The organism is Frigoribacterium sp. CFBP 13729 (genome assembly GCF_014841875.1).
Taxonomy (GTDB): Bacteria; Actinomycetota; Actinomycetes; order Actinomycetales; family Microbacteriaceae; genus Frigoribacterium.
Genome location: NZ_JACYUR010000004.1, coordinates 105651 through 120949 on the forward strand (window position 1 = coordinate 105651; position 15299 = coordinate 120949).

Genomic DNA, 15299 nt, shown 5'->3' on the forward strand with positions numbered 1-15299 from the left:
CGCATGGACCGACGGAGCTCCGACGACGACTCGCGCACGGCTGCGCCCGGGCCCGAGGACGACCAGCCGACGCGCGACGACGACAGTGCCGACGACAGGCCGGTCGGCTGGTGGCTGACCCGGGTCGAGCGGCTGCTCGACCAGCGGTTCGCCGAGGCGCTCGACGAGCACGGCGTCACGCGCCGCCAGTGGCAGGTGCTCGAGGCCCTCGAGCGCGGCGTCGAGCCGGGCGCCGAGGAGTCCTCCGCGGCCGCGAGCGGGTCGACCGCGTCGTCGGACGGGCCGGCCGACGACGACCAGTCGCTGGTCGACGACCTCGGCGAGCTCGTCGAGAGCGGCTGGGTGGCGGTCGAGACCGACGGCCTCGGCGCCAGCCGCCATTCGCTCACCGAGCGGGGTGCGGTCGCGCACGCGAAGCTGCGCGACGTGGTGCTCGGCATCGGCGCGGACGCCTTCGCGGGCGTCAGCCCCGACGAGCGCGAGACGGCGCTCCGCGTGCTGCGGAGGGCCGTCGGCAACCTCGGCGGCTGACCCTCCGATCGAGACCTGGGCAGCCGACGAGGCGGGGCCGGCTACGCCAGCGCGACCCACCCGATGAGCAGCATCGTCGTGACGAACCCCGACACGAAGTTGAGCCAGAGGAACCTCTTCCAGCCCTTGTTCGCGCCCTCCGCCTCGGCGTCGGTGATGTTCCACCAGGGCGCGCAGTTCAGGGCGTAGGCCACGGGGATGATCGCCGCGAACGGCCCGGGTGCGTCGGTGAAGGTGAGCAGGATGCCCGCGAGCAGGTAGGCGACGACGGCGAGCCGGACGGTGGTGCGGGCACCGATCACGGTCGCGATCGAGGCGATGCCGCCCTCGCGGTCGGCGATCACGTCCTGGACGGCGCCGAAGGCGTGGCTCGCTGCCCCCCAGAGGAAGAACGCCCCCAGCAGCGCCCAGAGCGCTGGCGTGAAGGTGGCCCCCGCGAGCACGAGGCCGTAGACGGCGGGGCTGACGAAGTGCGTGCTCGACGTGACGGAGTCGACGAACGGGCGCTCCTTGAAGCGCAGGCCCTTCGCCGAGTAGGCGACGACCGCGAACAGGCTGACGGCGAGCACCAGCCAGCTGAGCGGGCTGCCCACCGCGACGAGGAAGAGGACGAACGGCACGCACGTGAGCACCGCCGCCCAGAGCGTCGTACGGTGCATGCTCCGGTCGAGCAGGGCGCCCTCGACCCCGCCCTTGCGCGGGTTCCGCAGGTCGCTCTCGTAGTCGAAGACGTCGTTGATGCCGTACATCGCGAGGTTGTAGGGCACCAGGAAGAACAGGATGCCGACGACCGCGACGAGCCAGTCCACCTGCGAGAAGTCGAAGGCAGGGCTGGGCCCGGTGAGGACGAGCACCGCGGCAGACCCGTCGGCGACGGCGTCGGCGACCGACTGCGAGACGTAGGCGCCGCCCGCGTCGGCGTCCGGGCTCGGCGTGCTGGCCGCGGTCAGGACGTACGCCGCCGCGAACGGGAACGCCGTGTTGATCCAGCTGAGGGGCCGGGAGGACCAGAACAGGGCCCTCAGGGTCGCGGTCACCGCGCCTCCTCGGCGTCCGGCGTGCTGGTGCCGGCGCCGCTGCCGCTGCCGGCGCGACGCGACGCCCTCGCCGCCTTCGCGGCCTCCGTCTCGCTCCGCGACCCGAGCAGGGTCCAGATGCTCGGCAGCAGCACGAGCGCCGCGACCGCGTAGGCGAAGTCCTCGAGCGGTGCGATGCCGACGAAGGCGCCGCTGATGCGCGACTCGTCGTAGCCGACGAGCCCGACGCCGATCATGACGTTGTCGAAGACGGCGGTCATCACCAGCAGCACCGCGGTCGAGAGCCCGGCCGCGCGCACGACGGCCGCGAGCGAGCCGTGGGTCGAGGACGCACGGGTCGAGGAGGCGCGGGTCGACCGGGTGCGCGCCCAGCGCAGCAGCAGCGCGGCCCCCGCCGTCACGGCCACGAGCCCGAGGAAGACCGCGTTGATCGCCCAGTACGTCACGCGCGGTCACCGCCCGTCGAGAGGGCGGCCGACGCGGCCCGGCGGCGCTCCCGCGCGTCGAGCACGAGGCGCGAGCCGGCGAGCAGGTTCATCGTGAGCCAGCAGAGCAGCACGAGGAAGAAGACCTCCTCGAGGGGCAGCTCGGGCGCGAGCTGCACGCCCGTCATGAACGACGTCTCGCCACGGAAGAAGACACCGGCGTCGATGCCGACGATGTCCCAGATGAGGAAGAACACGACGCCGACGAGCAGCGTGACGAACGCCCGCCAGCCGTCCCGCCAGAAGAACAGGCCGAAGCGCCGGTCGAGCATCGCCATGCCGAAGATCGAGATCAGCAGGGCGACGAGGTACGCGAAGCCCATCAGGCGTCGCCGCTCGCGCCGGGCACGACCCCGGAGCCCGCGTCGGAGCCCGCGCCCGCGCCGACGGCCGGCTCGGCCACCGGCCCCGTGCTCGTGTCGCCGCGCATGTTCTTGAGCAGGATCTCGGCGCTGATCAGGCACATCGGCAGGCCGATGCCCGGGCGCACCGAGCCGCCCGCGTAGAAGAGGCCCTGCACGTGCTCGGAGGTGTTGCCTGCACGGAACATCGCGCTCTGCGAGAGCGTGTGCGCCGGGCCGAGCATGCTGCCGCTCCAGGCGTTGACGTCGTCGACGAAGTCGCGCGGGCCGCGGGTGCGGCGCAGCACGACGCGCGACGCGAGGTCGGGGATCTCGGCCCAGTCGGCGATCTGCTCGATGACCTGGTCGGCGAGCCGCTCGATCAGCGGGTCGCCGTCGCCGCCCACGTCGCCGCGGCCGAGGGACGGGTCGGCGGGCAGCGGCACGAGCACGAAGAGGTTCGTGTGCCCGGCGGGCGCCGTCGACGGGTCGACCGTGCTCGGCTTGCAGACGTAGAGCGACGGCGGGTCGGGGATCCGCTTGTCGTCGCCGAAGATGCGGTCGAAGTTCTCGTGCCAGTCGCGCGCGAAGAACAGCGTGTGGTGCTCGAGCTCGGGCACCTCGCCCTCGACGCCCAGGTACAGCAGCAGGGCGCTCGGCCCCGGGTCGCGGGTGGCCCAGTAGTCGGAGTCGTAGGTGCGCAGGCCCTCGGGCAGCAGCTGCGTCTCGAGGTGCTCGAGATCGGCCGCCCCGACGACCACGTCGGCCTCGAGCACGTGGTGCCCGCCCTCGGCGTCGCCGTGCTCGACGCCGCGCACGACGGCGGAGCGTCCGGGCCCGGGCGACGTGAGGACCCGGGTGACGGGCGCCTCCGTGACGATCCGGACGCCCGCCTCCTCGGCCACCGCCGCGATCCGCCGGATCACGGTCGTCAAGCCACCCTGGGGGTAGAGCACACCGTCGTCGAGGTCGAGCGTGCTCATCAGGTGGTACATGCTCGGGGTCGCGAACGGCGACGACCCGAGGAACACGGCGGGGTAGCCGAGGATCTGCCGCAGGCGCGGCTCCTTGACGGCCCGCGAGGCGAACGCGTCCAGGTCCTGCAGCAGCAGGCGGCCGAGCTTCGGCAGCCGCACGACGACGTCGCCGCGGAGCAGCGGGCCGACGGTCTCGAAGCTCGTGTAGAGGAACCGCTGCTTGGCGAGCTCGTAGGTGTCGCGCGCCGACCGCAGGTAGCCGCGCATGCGGTCGCCGCTGCCGGGCTCGATGCCGTCGAAGAGCGCGATGTTCTCCTCGAGGCCGCGCGGCACGACGATCGGCTCCTCGCGTGTGCCGTCGGCACCGGGCTCGAACAGGACGCGATAGCCGGGGTCGAGCGGCACCAGGTCGAGCTGCTCGTCGGCGGACGTGCCCATCAGCCGGAAGAAGTGGTCGAACACCTCGGGCATCAGGTACCAGCTCGGGCCGAGGTCGAAGCGGAAGCCGTCCTGCTCCCAGCTGCCGGCGCGACCGCCGACCTGGTCGTTCTTCTCGAGCACGGTGACGTCGTGGCCCTCGCGGGCGAGCAGCGCCGCGCTGGCCAGGCCGGAGATGCCGCCGCCGATCACGACGACCCGGCGGCCGTGCCGCTCGACGCTCGTGTCGCCGACGGCGCGCTTCAGCCAGGGGGTCGTCACAGGGAGGCTCCAGGAGGTGGGGGTCGGTGGTCGGGGACGGAGGCGACGCGGCCGGCCGTGGCCTGCAGCGCGATCCGCACCTTGACGGGGTCGGGCACGCGGACGCGCGCCCGGATGAGCGAGGAGGCGGGGGTCGCCTCGAGACGCCGGTTCAGCTCGGCGAACAGGCCGTGGGCGAGCGCCACCGCGCGGCGCGACGAGGCGGGCAGCACGGGGATCACCTCGCCCGAGACGCGCAGGTCGTCGTCGATGTCGGCGATGAGGCGCAGCTTCGTGGCCTCGTCGAAGGTCGTCACGTCGACCCCGGGGAAGTAGCTGCGGCCGAGGTGCTCGAAGTCGGCCGCGAGGTCGCGGAGGAAGTTCACCTTCTGGAAGGCCGCCCCGAGCCGCGTGGCGCCCTCGTCGAGCAGCGCCCGCGTCGACTCCGGGTAGCTGTGGCCGGTGAGGAACGCACGCAGGCACATCAGCCCGACGACCTCGGCCGAGCCGTGCACGTAGCGGTCGAACGACTCCTGGTCGTGCTCGCTCGCGCTCAGGTCGGCGCGCATCGACTCGAAGAACGGGCGGGTCAGCTCGGGGCCGAAGCCGGTCGCCCGCGCGGTGCGCGCGAAGGCGTGGACGACGAGGTTGGCGCTGAAGCCCTGGGCCATCGCGCGCTCGGTGTCGGCCTCGAGCTCGTCGAGGCAGCGACGCGACTCGTCGGCCGTCAGGCCCGCCTCCGTCGCCGGCCCGTCGACGACCTCGTCGGCGACCCGCACGAGCGCGTAGACGTTCTCGACGTGCTGGCGCACGGCCGTGCCGAGCAGCCGCGACGCGAGCCCGAACGAGGTCGAGTACCGACGGATGACGCCGGACGCGGTGCCGTCGGCGGTCGCGTCGTAGAGCGAGAGACCGGTCACCGCACGCGCTCCAGCACGACCTGGACGAGGGGGGCCAGGGCGTCGCGCAGGGCCTCGCCGACGTCGGGCCCGTCGAGCACGTCGAGCGCGCGACGCGCGTGGTCCTCGACGAGCTGCTCGGCGAAGCGCCGGGCACCGCAGGCCTCGAGGCGGCCGCGCACGACCTCGGCCTCGGCCTCGGACAGGTCGGCCTTGCCGATGAAGGGCCGGATGCCGAACCAGTCGCCGGTCGTGGCCGCGTGCGCGACGAGCACCGTGCGCTTGCCTTCGCGGAGGTCGCCGAGGGTGGTCTTGCCGGTGTCGGACTGCGTGCCGAAGACGCCGAGCAGGTCGTCGACGACCTGGTACGCGACCCCGACCTCGCGGCCGAACTCGCCCAGGGCCCTGACCACCGCCTCCGGTGCCTCGGCCAGCACGGCGCCGGCCTGCAGCGGGGCCTCGAACGAGTAGACGGCGGTCTTGGCGCGTTCCATGTCGAGGATCTCGTCGACGGTCGGCAGGTCGTCCGAGAGCGAGAGCTCGACGTCGATCATCTCGCCGCCGGCGCTGACGAACACGGCCTCGTCGAGCAGGTCGAGGAGGCGCGCCTGGACCGGACCGTCGCAGGGCACCTGCAGCAGGAGGCGGCTCGCACCCGTCAGCGCGAGGTCGCCGGCGATGACCGCGGCCGACATGCCGCGGTGCTCGGCGGTCGGCGTGGGGATGCCCGCCGTGGTCGCCTCGTCGCGGTAGCTGCCGCTGACGTTGGGGATGCCGCGGCGCGAGAAGTCGCGGTCGATGACGTCGTCGTGGACGATCAGCGCGGTGTGCAGCAGCTCGAAGGCGGCGCCGACGCGGGCCGCGGCCTCGTCGTCGCGGCCGCCGAGGGCCGTGTACGTGGTGAAGACCATGCGAGGGCGGAAGCGCTTTCCGCCGCTCGTGTTGCGCTCGAGGACCTTCCAGAGGTCGACGTACCGGTAGCCGACCGACTCGGCCCGGCGCTTGGCCAGCCGGAAGAAGTCGTCGAGCACGGCCTCGACGCGGGACTGGTCGCGCGCGTCGCGGTCGGCGAGGTCGCCGACCACACGGCCCTGCCGGTCGTGCGTCCCCGCGCGCTGGTGTTCACCGCTCACCAGGGCAGACTACCTCTCATGACACCCGAGACCTCCGTGCATCCCCAGGCGCTCCGCAGCCCCGTCGCGGGCGGCGGCGACGAGCTCGTGGTACTGCTCGACGACGCCGGCGAGCCCTGCGGCACGCACCTGAAGGCCACGGTGCACACGGCGACGACCCCGCTGCACCTCGCCTTCAGCTGCCACGTGCTCGACGACCGCGGCCGCGTGCTCGTCACCCGTCGTGCCCTGTCGAAGAAGACCTGGCCCGGCGTCTGGACCAACTCCTTCTGCGGCCACCCCGCACCGGGCGAGACCCCCGAGGAGGCGGTGTCCCGGCGCGCGTCGCAGGAGCTCGGCATCGAGGTCACCGACGTGAGCAGCGTGCTGCCGGACTTCCGGTACCTCGCGACCGACGCCTCCGGCGTGGTCGAGAACGAGATCTGCCCGGTCTTCACCGCCCGCGCAGTCGGCGTGCCCGACCCGTCGCCCGACGAGGTGGCCGAGTGGGCCTGGACCGACCCCGCGGCGCTGCGCGACGCGGTCGCCGCGACGCCGTTCGCGTTCAGCCCGTGGCTCGGCTGGCAGCTCGAGGCCTGGCCGACGCCGCAGGGCTAGCCGCCGAGCCGGACAGCGCGACGGCGCCTGCCCCCGAGGGGACAGGCGCCGTCGCGCTCAGGACCGGGCGCCGCTCAGCGGGGGCGGAGCTGCGCCGCTGCCGGGCAGTCGAAGGGGTCGCCGCCCGCGGCGAGGCCGACGCGGTTCAGGTAGCGGATGACGATGCCGTATGACTTGACGGCCGTCGTCTCCTGGTAGGGGATCTCGTGTGCGGCGCAGTGCGCCTTGACGAGCTTCGACGCGGCACGCAGGTGCGGCCGGGCCATGCTCGGGAACAGGTGGTGCTCGATCTGGTAGTTCAGGCCGCCCATGAACGCGGTCGAGAAGCGACCCGTGATGTTGCGCGAGGTGAGCACCTGCTTGCTGAGGAAGTCGACCTTGGCGCCCTCGGGGATGATCGGCATGCCCTTGTGGTTCGGCGCGAACGACGAGCCCATGTAGAGGCCGAAGACGGCCATCTGCACGCCGATGAAGGCGAACGCCATCCCGACGGGCAGGAAGAAGAAGACGGCGCCGAAGTAGAGCACCATGCGCGTGGCGATCAGCGAGATCTCGAGCGCACGGCCCTCGATCTTCTCCTTCGTGAGCAGCACCTTGAACGAGTGCACGTGCAGGTTGACGCCCTCGCCGAGCAGCAGCGGGAAGAAGAAGTACCCCTGACGACGCGTCAGGTGCTTCATGAGGCCGGTCTGCTTCGCCGCGTCCTCCTCGAGGAACGAGACCGTGTCGAACGCGATGTCCGGGTCCTTGCCCTTGGTGTTCGGGTTGGCGTGGTGCCGGGTGTGCTTCGACATCCACCACGCGTAGCTCATCCCGACGACGCCGGCGGCGAGGACGCGGCCGACCTTGTCGTTGCGCGTGCCGGAGTCGAAGACCTGGCGGTGCGCGGCCTCGTGGGTGAGGAACGCGAACTGCGTGAGGATGATGCCGAGGGCCGCGGCGATGAGCAGCTGGAACCAGCTGGAGCCGAGCAGGACGAAGCCGGTCGCGGCGCCGCCGAGGCAGGCCACGAGGATCACGAAGACCGTGACGTAGAAGCCGGTGCGGCGGCGGAGCAGACCCGCCTCGCGCACGCTGGCGAGCAGGGCCGAGTAGGTGCTGGTCGGCTTGCTGGCACGACCGGCGACGGTCGGCCGGAAGCCGGACGAGACCGGGCCGGAGGCGCCGGTGGGGGGTGCGATGACGGACATGGAGCTCCCGCGGGTGTGTCGACTTCCCAGCCGTGGAGGTGAGCGGTGCGCCCCAGATGCCTCTGACGCTAGGGGCACGGTCGGGGTCAGCGCCAGCGCAGGCGGCGATGCACAGCGATGCCGGGCGGATGCACAGGTGGACCGGACGGTCGCGCGGGCGGGGGCGCGGACGGTCGTGCGGGCGCGTGCGGGCGCGTGCGGGAGGCGCGGGCGTCGTCGCGGGCGCTCGCTGTCGTTCTCGCCGGTGGCCCCTCGCTCGACGGCGAGCGACCCTCGCCGTCCCGCGCGGGACCTGCCAGGAGGGGGCGGTAAACTCCTCGGGTCCGCCCCGCCCAGGAAGAAGTACCGTGCCGTCTGCCTCCGTGCCCCCCGTGCCGTCCGGCGGCGACACGGCCGACCGGGGCCGCGCCTCCTCGGCTGGCTCCTCGGCGGCTTCCTCGTCGTACTGGCCCGTGCCCCTGGTGCGTGCGGTGCCCCTCCTCGTGACGGCCGCCGTCGTGACCTTCTCGCGTGACCACTCGCCGTTCGTCGGGCTCGTGTCGTTCGGCGTCGCCGCCGTCATCAGCGGGCTGCTGCTCGCCGTCGGCGTGCTGCTGCGCCTCGACGACCGCAGCAGCCGCACGCTGCAGGTCGTCCAGGGCGTGACGACCGTCGTCGCCGGCGCGGTCGCCCTCGCCGCCTCCTCGGCCGGGCTCGCGTTCTTCGTCGCGCTCGTGTCGGGCTGGGCGCTCGTCGCCGGCGCCCTCGAGCTCGTCGCCGGCCTGCGTCGCCGCGGCCGCTCGCCGCTCGCCCGCGACTGGATCAGCGTCGGGGTGCTCACGCTGGCGCTCGGCGTCGTGTTCCTGGTGGTGCCGCTCGACTACGCGCAGCCGCTCGGCGGCGTCGAGCAGATCGAGGGCGAGCTCACCTCGTCCACGGTGCTGGTGGGGGTGCTCGGCGCCTGGGCCGCGGTCGTCGGGGTGTTCCTGGTGATCGCCGGGCTGTCGCTGCGGTGGCAGACGGACGCGGGGCACGGCGCCGCAGGACACGACGGCGGGGGACACGGCGCCGCAGGACGGACCGACGCGGGGCCGGCCGGCCGCCGCACGAGCACGAGCACGAGCACGAGCACCGACGACAGCATCGAACCCACATCGGACGAGGGACAGCACGCATGACCACACCCAGCTGGCGCGAGCGCGTCCGTCCCGCCGAGTTCCTGGGCCTCAGCGGCGTCTTCGCCGTCTTCGTCGGACTCGTCGTGCTGATGACCACCCGTGAGCTCGAGCTCGCGCTGATCTTCCTCTGCATCGCCTTCATCGTCGCGCTCGTCGTGATCGCGATGCTGGCCCTCGCCGCGAAGCCCAACGAGGACGAGCGCCACGAGATCGACGAGTCGGACCGCCCCAAGGGCCACTGACCCGGGCCTGCTGCCCCGTCGAGTACCCCAGCGCGCCTCCTCGCGACCACCTGTCGCAAATGCCGACCGATCATGCTCGGAGCGACTCCGTGTGCCGGGAAAAGCAACTATTGCGTGCTCTGCGGTCGGCATTTGCCGCCACTGACCACGTGCGGGCTGCTCGTGCGGACGGTCCGCAGCGCAAATGCCGACTGATCGGACCCTGAGCACGCTCGAGAGCAGCGAAATGCCACCATTGGAGGGGCCGCGGTCGGCATTTGCGGACCCGGCCCCTCGTCGCACACAGAGACCTGCGTGCGGCCCGCAACGTGCGGCGCCGCGCGACCTGCACGCAGCGCGCAGCGTGCAGCACGCAGCACGCAGCACGCAGCCCGCAGCGCGCCGTGCGGCGCGGCTAGCTCAGGCGGGCGACGAGGTCCGAGGCGAGGCCCGTGTAGGTCGCGGGGGTGAGCGCCACGAGGCGGGCCTTCGCGTCGGCGCCGATGTCGAGCCCCTCGACGAAGGCGACCAGGTCGGCCTGCGAGACGCGCTTGCCCCGGGTGAGCTCCTTGAGCATCGCGTAGGGGTCGGCGATCGACGAGCGACCGGCGACGACCTCGGCGCGGATCACCGTCTGGATCGCCTCGCCGAGCACCTCCCAGTTGCCGTCGAGGTCGGCCTCGAGGGCAGCGGTGCCGACGGCGATCTCGCCGAGCCCGCGACGCAGGTTGTCGAGCGCGAGCACCGAGTGGCCGAGGGCGACGCCGATGTTGCGCTGGGCCGACGAGTCGGTGAGGTCGCGCTGCTGACGCGAGGTGACGAGGGTCGCGGCGAGCGAGTCGAGCAGGGCGCACGACAGCTCGAGGTTGGCCTCGGCGTTCTCGAACTTGATCGGGTTGATCTTGTGCGGCATCGTCGACGACCCGGTGGCGCCCGCCTGCGGGATCTGCGTGAAGTAGCCCATCGAGATGTACGACCAGATGTCGGTCGCGAGGTTGTGCAGCACGCGGTTGACGTGGGCGATGCGCGAGTAGAGCTCGGCCTGCCAGTCGTGCGACTCGATCTGGGTCGTGAGGGGGTTCCAGCTGAGGCCCAGGGCGTCCTCGACGAAGGCCCGCGAGATCTCGGGCCAGTCGGCCGACGGGTCGGCGACGACGTGCGCCGAGAACGTGCCGGTGGCGCCGCTGAACTTGCCGAGGTACTCGGTGCCGGCCACCTGGGCGCGGAGGCGCTGGAGGCGGTGCACGAAGACCGCGAACTCCTTGCCGACGGTCGTGGGGGTCGCGGGCTGGCCGTGCGTGTGCGCGAGCATCGGCACGTCGCGGGCGTCCGCGGCCCAGGTCGACAGGGCGTCGACGACGGCGTCGAGCGCGGGCAGCCAGACCTCGGCGACGGCGGCCTTGACGGTCACCGCGTACGAGAGGTTGTTGATGTCCTCGCTCGTGCAGGCGAAGTGCGTGAGCTCGGCGATCGGGTCGAGGCCCAGCTCGGACAGACGGGCGCGCACGTAGTACTCGACCGCCTTGACGTCGTGACGGGTCGTGGCCTCGAGCCCGGCGAGCTCGTCGATCGCGGGCTGCCCGAAGTCGGTGACGACCGCTCGCAGCGCCTCCTTCTGGTCGGCCGTGAGCGCCTCGGCGCCGAACGCGCCGCGGTCGGTCTGGGCGATCAGCCACTCGACCTCGACGTGCACGCGGGCGCGGTTCAGGCCCGCCTCGCTGAGGTGGTCGCCGAGCTGCCCCACGGAGGCGCGGTAGCGGCCGTCGAGCGGGCTGAGGGGCTGAGGGGGCAACGTCATGAGGGTCCCTTGCGGAGTGCGGGTTCGATCTGGCGGAAGAGGGCGGTGCAGGCTCGCTCGACCATGGCGAGCACGTCGTCGAACATGGCCGGGTCCGAGTAGTAGGGGTCGGGCACGTCGGAGCCGCCCTGCGCCGCGCCCTGGGGGTCGAACGACATGAGCAGCTGCACCTTCGAGCGGTCCGACTCGTTCTCCGCCCACGACCGGAGCACCCGTTCGTGGCCCCGGTCGAGCGCGACCACGAGGTCGTGACGAGCGAAGTCGGCGGTCGAGAACTGGGAGGCGCGGTGCCGGGAGCCATCGTAGCCACGGGCCCGCAGCGCCTCGACGGTGCGCGGATCGGCCCCCTCGCCGACGTGCCAGTCGCCCGTGCCCGACGACGACACGTCGAGCGAGTCGGCGTGGCCGGCCCGGCGGGCGACCTCGCGCAGGACCACCTCGGCCATCGGCGACCGGCAGATGTTGCCGGTGCAGACGAAGACGACGCTGAGGCGGCTCACCGCCGGCGGTCGCTCGGCTCGACGATCGGGCGGATCACGATCCCGATCAGCCAGGCGACGACCGCGAGGACGAGCGCGCCGAGCACGCCCCACCAGAAGCCGTCGACGACGAGGCCGAAGCCGATCTGCCCCGAGATCCAGGCGACGATGCCGAGGAGCAGCCCGTTGACGATCAGCGAGAGCAGCCCGAGGGTCAGCACGTAGAGGGGGAACGCGACGACGCGGATGACCGTGCCGACGACCCCGTTGACGATGCCGAAGATGAGCGCGACGAGCAGGTAGGTCAGCACGGTCTCGGTGGTGCCGCCGTCGCCGTACGCGTCCACGCGCACTCCCCCGACGACGAACGTGGTCGCCCAGAGGGCGAGGGCGTTGATCAGCAGCCGCACGAGGAATCGCATGGGTCCATCATGCCGCCCTAAGGTGGCCGGGTGAACGCTCCCGTCAGGCTCCGTCCCGAGATCGCCGCCCTGCCCGCCTACCGCCAGGGGAAGCAGGCCGCCCCCGACGCGTTCAAGCTGTCGTCGAACGAGAACCCGTTCGAGCCGCTCCCCGCCGTCGTCGACGCGCTCCGCGACGCCGTCGCGGTCAACCGCTACCCCGACGCGACGGCCGCCGGCCTCCGCGCCGCCCTCGCCGACAAGTTCGGCGTCACCACCGACGAGGTGCACGTGGGCGCCGGCAGCGTCTCGCTGCTGCAGCAGCTCGTGCTCGCCGCCGCGGCCCCGGGCGACGAGGTCGTCTACGCCTGGCGCTCGTTCGAGGCCTACCCCGGGCTGGTCACCGTCAGCGGCGCGACCAGCGTGCAGGTGCCCCTCCGCGAGGACGGCAGCCACGACCTCGTCGCGATGGCCGCGGCCGTCGGCGAGCGCACCCGCCTGGTGATCGTCTGCTCGCCCAACAACCCCACCGGCACGGTCGTCACGACGACCGAGTTCGAGCAGTTCATGTCGGCCGTCCCCGACGACCTCCTGGTCGTGCTCGACGAGGCCTACGCCGAGTTCGTCACCGACGAGCACGCCGTGGACGGCCCGTCGCTCACCGAGCGGCACCCGAACCTCGTCGTGCTGCGCACGTTCTCGAAGGCGCACGGCCTGGCGGCGCTCCGCGTCGGGTACGCGATCGGCGCCTCCTCGGTGCTCGACGCCGCGCGCTCGACGGCGATCCCGCTGGCCGTGACCGCGCAGGGCCAGGCCGCCGCGCTGGCGTCGCTGGCACACGAGGAGGAGCTGCTCGCGCGGGTGGACCGGATCGCGGTCCTGCGCGACCAGGTCTGGCGCGCCCTCGTCGACCAGGGCTGGGAGCCGCCGCTCGCCCAGGGCAACTTCGTCTGGCTGCCGACCGGCGAGCACACGGCCCACGCGGCCGAGGTGTTCGAGACCCACGGGCTGGTCGTCCGGGCGTTCGCGCCCGAGGGCCTCCGCGTCACGATCGGCGAGCCGGAGTCGGTCGAGCGGGTGCTGCGGGCGGCGCAGGAAGTGCTGGGGAACACATCCGTGTGAGGGCATGCGTGCCCTAGTAGGTTGGTGCGCATGTCCCCGAGCGAAACGAGCCGGCGCCCCGGCACGGTCCAGCTGCTGACGCCCGCCGGCGAGCTGGTCCGCACCGACGACACGGCCGAGTTCCTGCCCTGGGTCGACGCGCTGAGCGACGACCAGCTGCGCGCGATGCACCGCGACATGGTGCTGACGCGGCGCTTCGACCGCGAGGCCGCCGCCCTCGCCCGCCAGGGCCAGCTCGCCCTCTGGGTGCCGAGCCACGGCCAGGAGGGCGCCCAGGTCGGCCTGGCGCACGCCACCCGCCCTCAGGACCACCTGTTCCCGTCGTACCGCGAGCACGCGGTCGCCCTCGCCCGCGGCGTCGACCCGGTCGACATCCTGCGCCTGCTGCGCGGCCACACCCACGGCGGCTGGGTGCCCGCCGAGCACCAGAACTTCCACGTGTACACGCTCGTGATCGGCTCGCAGACGCTGCACGCCACGGGCTACGCGATGGGCCTCGGCCTCGACGGCAAGAGCGGCACGGGCGACCCCGAGGTCGACCAGGCCGTCGTCACCTTCTTCGGCGACGGTGCGACCAGCCAGGGCGACGTCAGCGAGGCGATGGTCTTCGCGACCAGCTTCCAGACGCCCGAGCTGTTCTTCCTGCAGAACAACCAGTGGGCCATCAGCGTGCCGGTCTCGCGCCAGTCGCGCACGCCGCTCGTCGACCGCGCCGCGGGCTTCGGCCTGCCCGCGACCCAGATCGACGGCAACGACGTGCTCGCGAGCTACGCCGTCAGCCGCCGCGACCTCGACGCCGCGCGCTCGGGCTCCGGCCCCCGGTTCATCGAGGCGATGACGTACCGCATCGGCGCGCACACCTCGTCCGACGACCCGAGCAAGTACCGCACCGACGACGAGCTGCAGGGCTGGATCGCCCGCGACCCGATCGACCGCTTCGCCGCGTTCCTCCGGTCGCGCGGCGAGGGCGACGCGTTCTTCGCCGGGCTCGAGGCCGAGGGCGACGACCTGGGCCACGACGTCCGCACCCGCACGACGTCGCTGCCCGCGCCCGACCCGTCGCTGATGTTCGAGCACGTCTACAGCGAGCCGCACCCCGTCATGCGCGAGCAGCACGAGTGGCTCACCCACTACGAACAGGGCCTCGGCGGCGACGCCGGCTCCGACTCTGCAGGAGGACGCGCATGAGCGACGTGACGACCACCACCGCTGCCGCCGCACCGGCCGCCGGTCCGCAGGGCGGCTCCGACGTCGACGAGCCGACCCGCGCCTCCCTCGAGACCATGCCGCTCGGCAAGGCGATCAACGCCGGCCTCCGCCGCGCCATGGCCGACGACCCGCGCGTGCTGCTCATGGGCGAGGACATCGGCACGCTCGGCGGCGTCTTCCGCGTCACCGAGGGGCTGCAGGCCGAGTTCGGCGAGAACAGGGTCATCGACACGCCCCTCGCCGAGTCGGGCATCGTCGGCAGCGCCATCGGCCTCGCGATGGCCGGCTTCCGCCCCGTCGTCGAGATCCAGTTCGACGGGTTCATCTACCCCGGCTTCGACCAGATCGTGTCGCAGCTCGCCAAGATGACCAACCGCCACGAGGGCTCGGTCACGATGCCCGTCGTCATCCGGGTGCCCTACGGCGGGCACATCGGCGCCGTCGAGCACCACCAGGAGAGCCCCGAGGCCTACTTCGCGCACACGGCCGGCCTGCGCGTCGTCAGCCCGAGCACGCCGCACGACGCCTACTGGATGATCCAGGAGGCGATCGCGTCGAACGACCCGGTCATGTTCTTCGAGCCCAAGAGCCGCTACTGGCCCAAGGGCGAGGTCGACCTCGCCGAGCCGCACGCTCCGCTGCACGCCAGCCGCGTCGTCCGCACCGGCACCGAGGTCACCCTGCTCGGCCACGGCGCCATGGTCAGCGTGCTGCTGCAGGCCGCCGAGATCGCGGCCGCCGAGGGGATCTCGGCCGAGGTCGTCGACCTGCGGTCCCTGTCGCCGATCGACTACGCGCCGATCCTCGAGTCGGTCCGCAAGACCGGCCGCCTCGTCGTCGCACAAGAGGCGCCCGGCTTCGTCAGCGTCGGCTCCGAGATCGCCGCGACGGTCGCCGAGAAGGCGTTCTACTCGCTCGAGGCTCCGGTGCTGCGCGTGAGCGGGTTCGACACGCCCTTCCCGCCCGCCAAGCTCGAGACCCTCTACCTGCCCGACGCCGACCGCGTGCTCGAGGCCGTCGACCGCGCTCTCGCGTACTGAGAGG

17 protein-coding genes are annotated in these 15299 nt (G+C 72.7%); 7 read left to right on the forward strand and 10 right to left on the reverse strand.

From position 1 onward, the window contains the following. Positions 1-3: 3 nt before the first annotated feature. Positions 4-531: a MarR family winged helix-turn-helix transcriptional regulator gene (locus tag IFT77_RS12790; RefSeq protein ID WP_192043072.1), complete on the forward strand. Its 528-nt coding sequence runs from the start codon at positions 4-6 to the stop codon at positions 529-531. A gap of 41 nt (positions 532-572) precedes the next feature. On the opposite strand, the gene IFT77_RS12795 is transcribed toward IFT77_RS12790, so the two are convergent. Genes IFT77_RS12795 through IFT77_RS12820 form a run of 6 tightly spaced genes read right to left on the reverse strand, consistent with a single transcriptional unit; the run spans position 573 to position 6081 of the window. After that, positions 573-1568, reverse strand: a complete 996-nt coding sequence (locus IFT77_RS12795) for a prenyltransferase (RefSeq protein ID WP_371741051.1) — start codon at positions 1566-1568, stop codon at positions 573-575. Further along, on the reverse strand, positions 1565-2014 hold the full coding sequence (locus tag IFT77_RS12800; protein ID WP_192170200.1) for a lycopene cyclase domain-containing protein: 450 nt from the start codon (positions 2012-2014) through the stop codon (positions 1565-1567). The genes IFT77_RS12795 and IFT77_RS12800 overlap by 4 nt, the downstream gene beginning before the upstream one ends. Continuing rightward, positions 2011-2376, reverse strand: a complete 366-nt coding sequence (locus tag IFT77_RS12805; RefSeq protein WP_192043073.1) for a lycopene cyclase domain-containing protein — start codon at positions 2374-2376, stop codon at positions 2011-2013. Before IFT77_RS12805 ends, IFT77_RS12800 begins: the two co-directional genes overlap by 4 nt. Beyond that, positions 2376-4070, reverse strand: coding sequence for a phytoene desaturase family protein (gene crtI, locus IFT77_RS12810; RefSeq protein WP_371741052.1), 1695 nt, complete (start codon positions 4068-4070; stop codon positions 2376-2378). Before crtI ends, IFT77_RS12805 begins: the two co-directional genes overlap by 1 nt. Continuing rightward, positions 4067-4969, reverse strand: a complete 903-nt coding sequence (locus tag IFT77_RS12815; protein ID WP_192170201.1) for a squalene/phytoene synthase family protein — start codon at positions 4967-4969, stop codon at positions 4067-4069. The genes crtI and IFT77_RS12815 overlap by 4 nt, the downstream gene beginning before the upstream one ends. Further along, positions 4966-6081 carry a polyprenyl synthetase family protein gene (locus IFT77_RS12820; protein ID WP_371741053.1) on the reverse strand — a complete coding sequence of 372 codons (1116 nt, stop codon included), beginning with the start codon at positions 6079-6081 and terminating at the stop codon, positions 4966-4968. The genes IFT77_RS12815 and IFT77_RS12820 overlap by 4 nt, the downstream gene beginning before the upstream one ends. Before the next feature lie 18 nt (positions 6082-6099). On the opposite strand from IFT77_RS12820, the gene idi reads away from it, so the two are divergent. After that, positions 6100-6678 (forward strand): isopentenyl-diphosphate Delta-isomerase, encoded by a 579-nt coding sequence (gene idi / locus IFT77_RS12825; protein ID WP_192170202.1) that lies wholly within the window; start codon positions 6100-6102, stop codon positions 6676-6678. Positions 6679-6752: 74 nt separating this feature from the next. Here the strand turns inward: idi and IFT77_RS12830 are convergent, their stop codons facing one another. Continuing rightward, entirely contained in the window at positions 6753-7868 is a 1116-nt protein-coding gene (locus IFT77_RS12830) for an acyl-CoA desaturase (RefSeq protein ID WP_192043001.1), read from the reverse strand. Between the two features lie 347 nt (positions 7869-8215). Between IFT77_RS12830 and IFT77_RS12835 the strand changes: the two genes are divergently transcribed. Continuing rightward, positions 8216-9025: a DUF308 domain-containing protein gene (locus IFT77_RS12835; RefSeq protein WP_192170203.1), complete on the forward strand. Its 810-nt coding sequence runs from the start codon at positions 8216-8218 to the stop codon at positions 9023-9025. Then, positions 9022-9267, forward strand: a complete 246-nt coding sequence (locus IFT77_RS12840) for a hypothetical protein (RefSeq protein WP_123548498.1) — start codon at positions 9022-9024, stop codon at positions 9265-9267. The genes IFT77_RS12835 and IFT77_RS12840 overlap by 4 nt, the downstream gene beginning before the upstream one ends. 394 nt (positions 9268-9661) lie before the next feature. On the opposite strand, the gene purB is transcribed toward IFT77_RS12840, so the two are convergent. Genes purB through IFT77_RS12855 form a run of 3 tightly spaced genes read right to left on the reverse strand, consistent with a single transcriptional unit; the run spans position 9662 to position 11945 of the window. After that, entirely contained in the window at positions 9662-11044 is a 1383-nt protein-coding gene (purB, locus tag IFT77_RS12845) for an adenylosuccinate lyase (protein WP_192042999.1), read from the reverse strand. Beyond that, complete coding sequence (locus tag IFT77_RS12850; RefSeq protein WP_146905901.1) at positions 11041-11490, reverse strand: low molecular weight protein-tyrosine-phosphatase; 450 nt, start codon at positions 11488-11490, stop codon at positions 11041-11043. The genes purB and IFT77_RS12850 overlap by 4 nt, the downstream gene beginning before the upstream one ends. A 50-nt stretch (positions 11491-11540) precedes the next feature. Then, entirely contained in the window at positions 11541-11945 is a 405-nt protein-coding gene (locus IFT77_RS12855; protein WP_123548496.1) for a phage holin family protein, read from the reverse strand. Positions 11946-11975: 30 nt separating this feature from the next. On the opposite strand from IFT77_RS12855, the gene IFT77_RS12860 reads away from it, so the two are divergent. The 3 genes from IFT77_RS12860 (at position 11976) to IFT77_RS12870 (ending at position 15295) form a co-directional block, all read left to right on the forward strand. Further along, positions 11976-13046, forward strand: coding sequence for a histidinol-phosphate transaminase (locus IFT77_RS12860; RefSeq protein WP_192042998.1), 1071 nt, complete (start codon positions 11976-11978; stop codon positions 13044-13046). Positions 13047-13076: 30 nt separating this feature from the next. Then, on the forward strand, positions 13077-14234 hold the full coding sequence (locus IFT77_RS12865; protein WP_123548494.1) for a thiamine pyrophosphate-dependent dehydrogenase E1 component subunit alpha: 1158 nt from the start codon (positions 13077-13079) through the stop codon (positions 14232-14234). 95 nt (positions 14235-14329) lie between these two features. Next, positions 14330-15295, forward strand: a complete 966-nt coding sequence (locus tag IFT77_RS12870) for an alpha-ketoacid dehydrogenase subunit beta (protein ID WP_244638810.1) — start codon at positions 14330-14332, stop codon at positions 15293-15295. Positions 15296-15299: the final 4 nt, after the last annotated feature.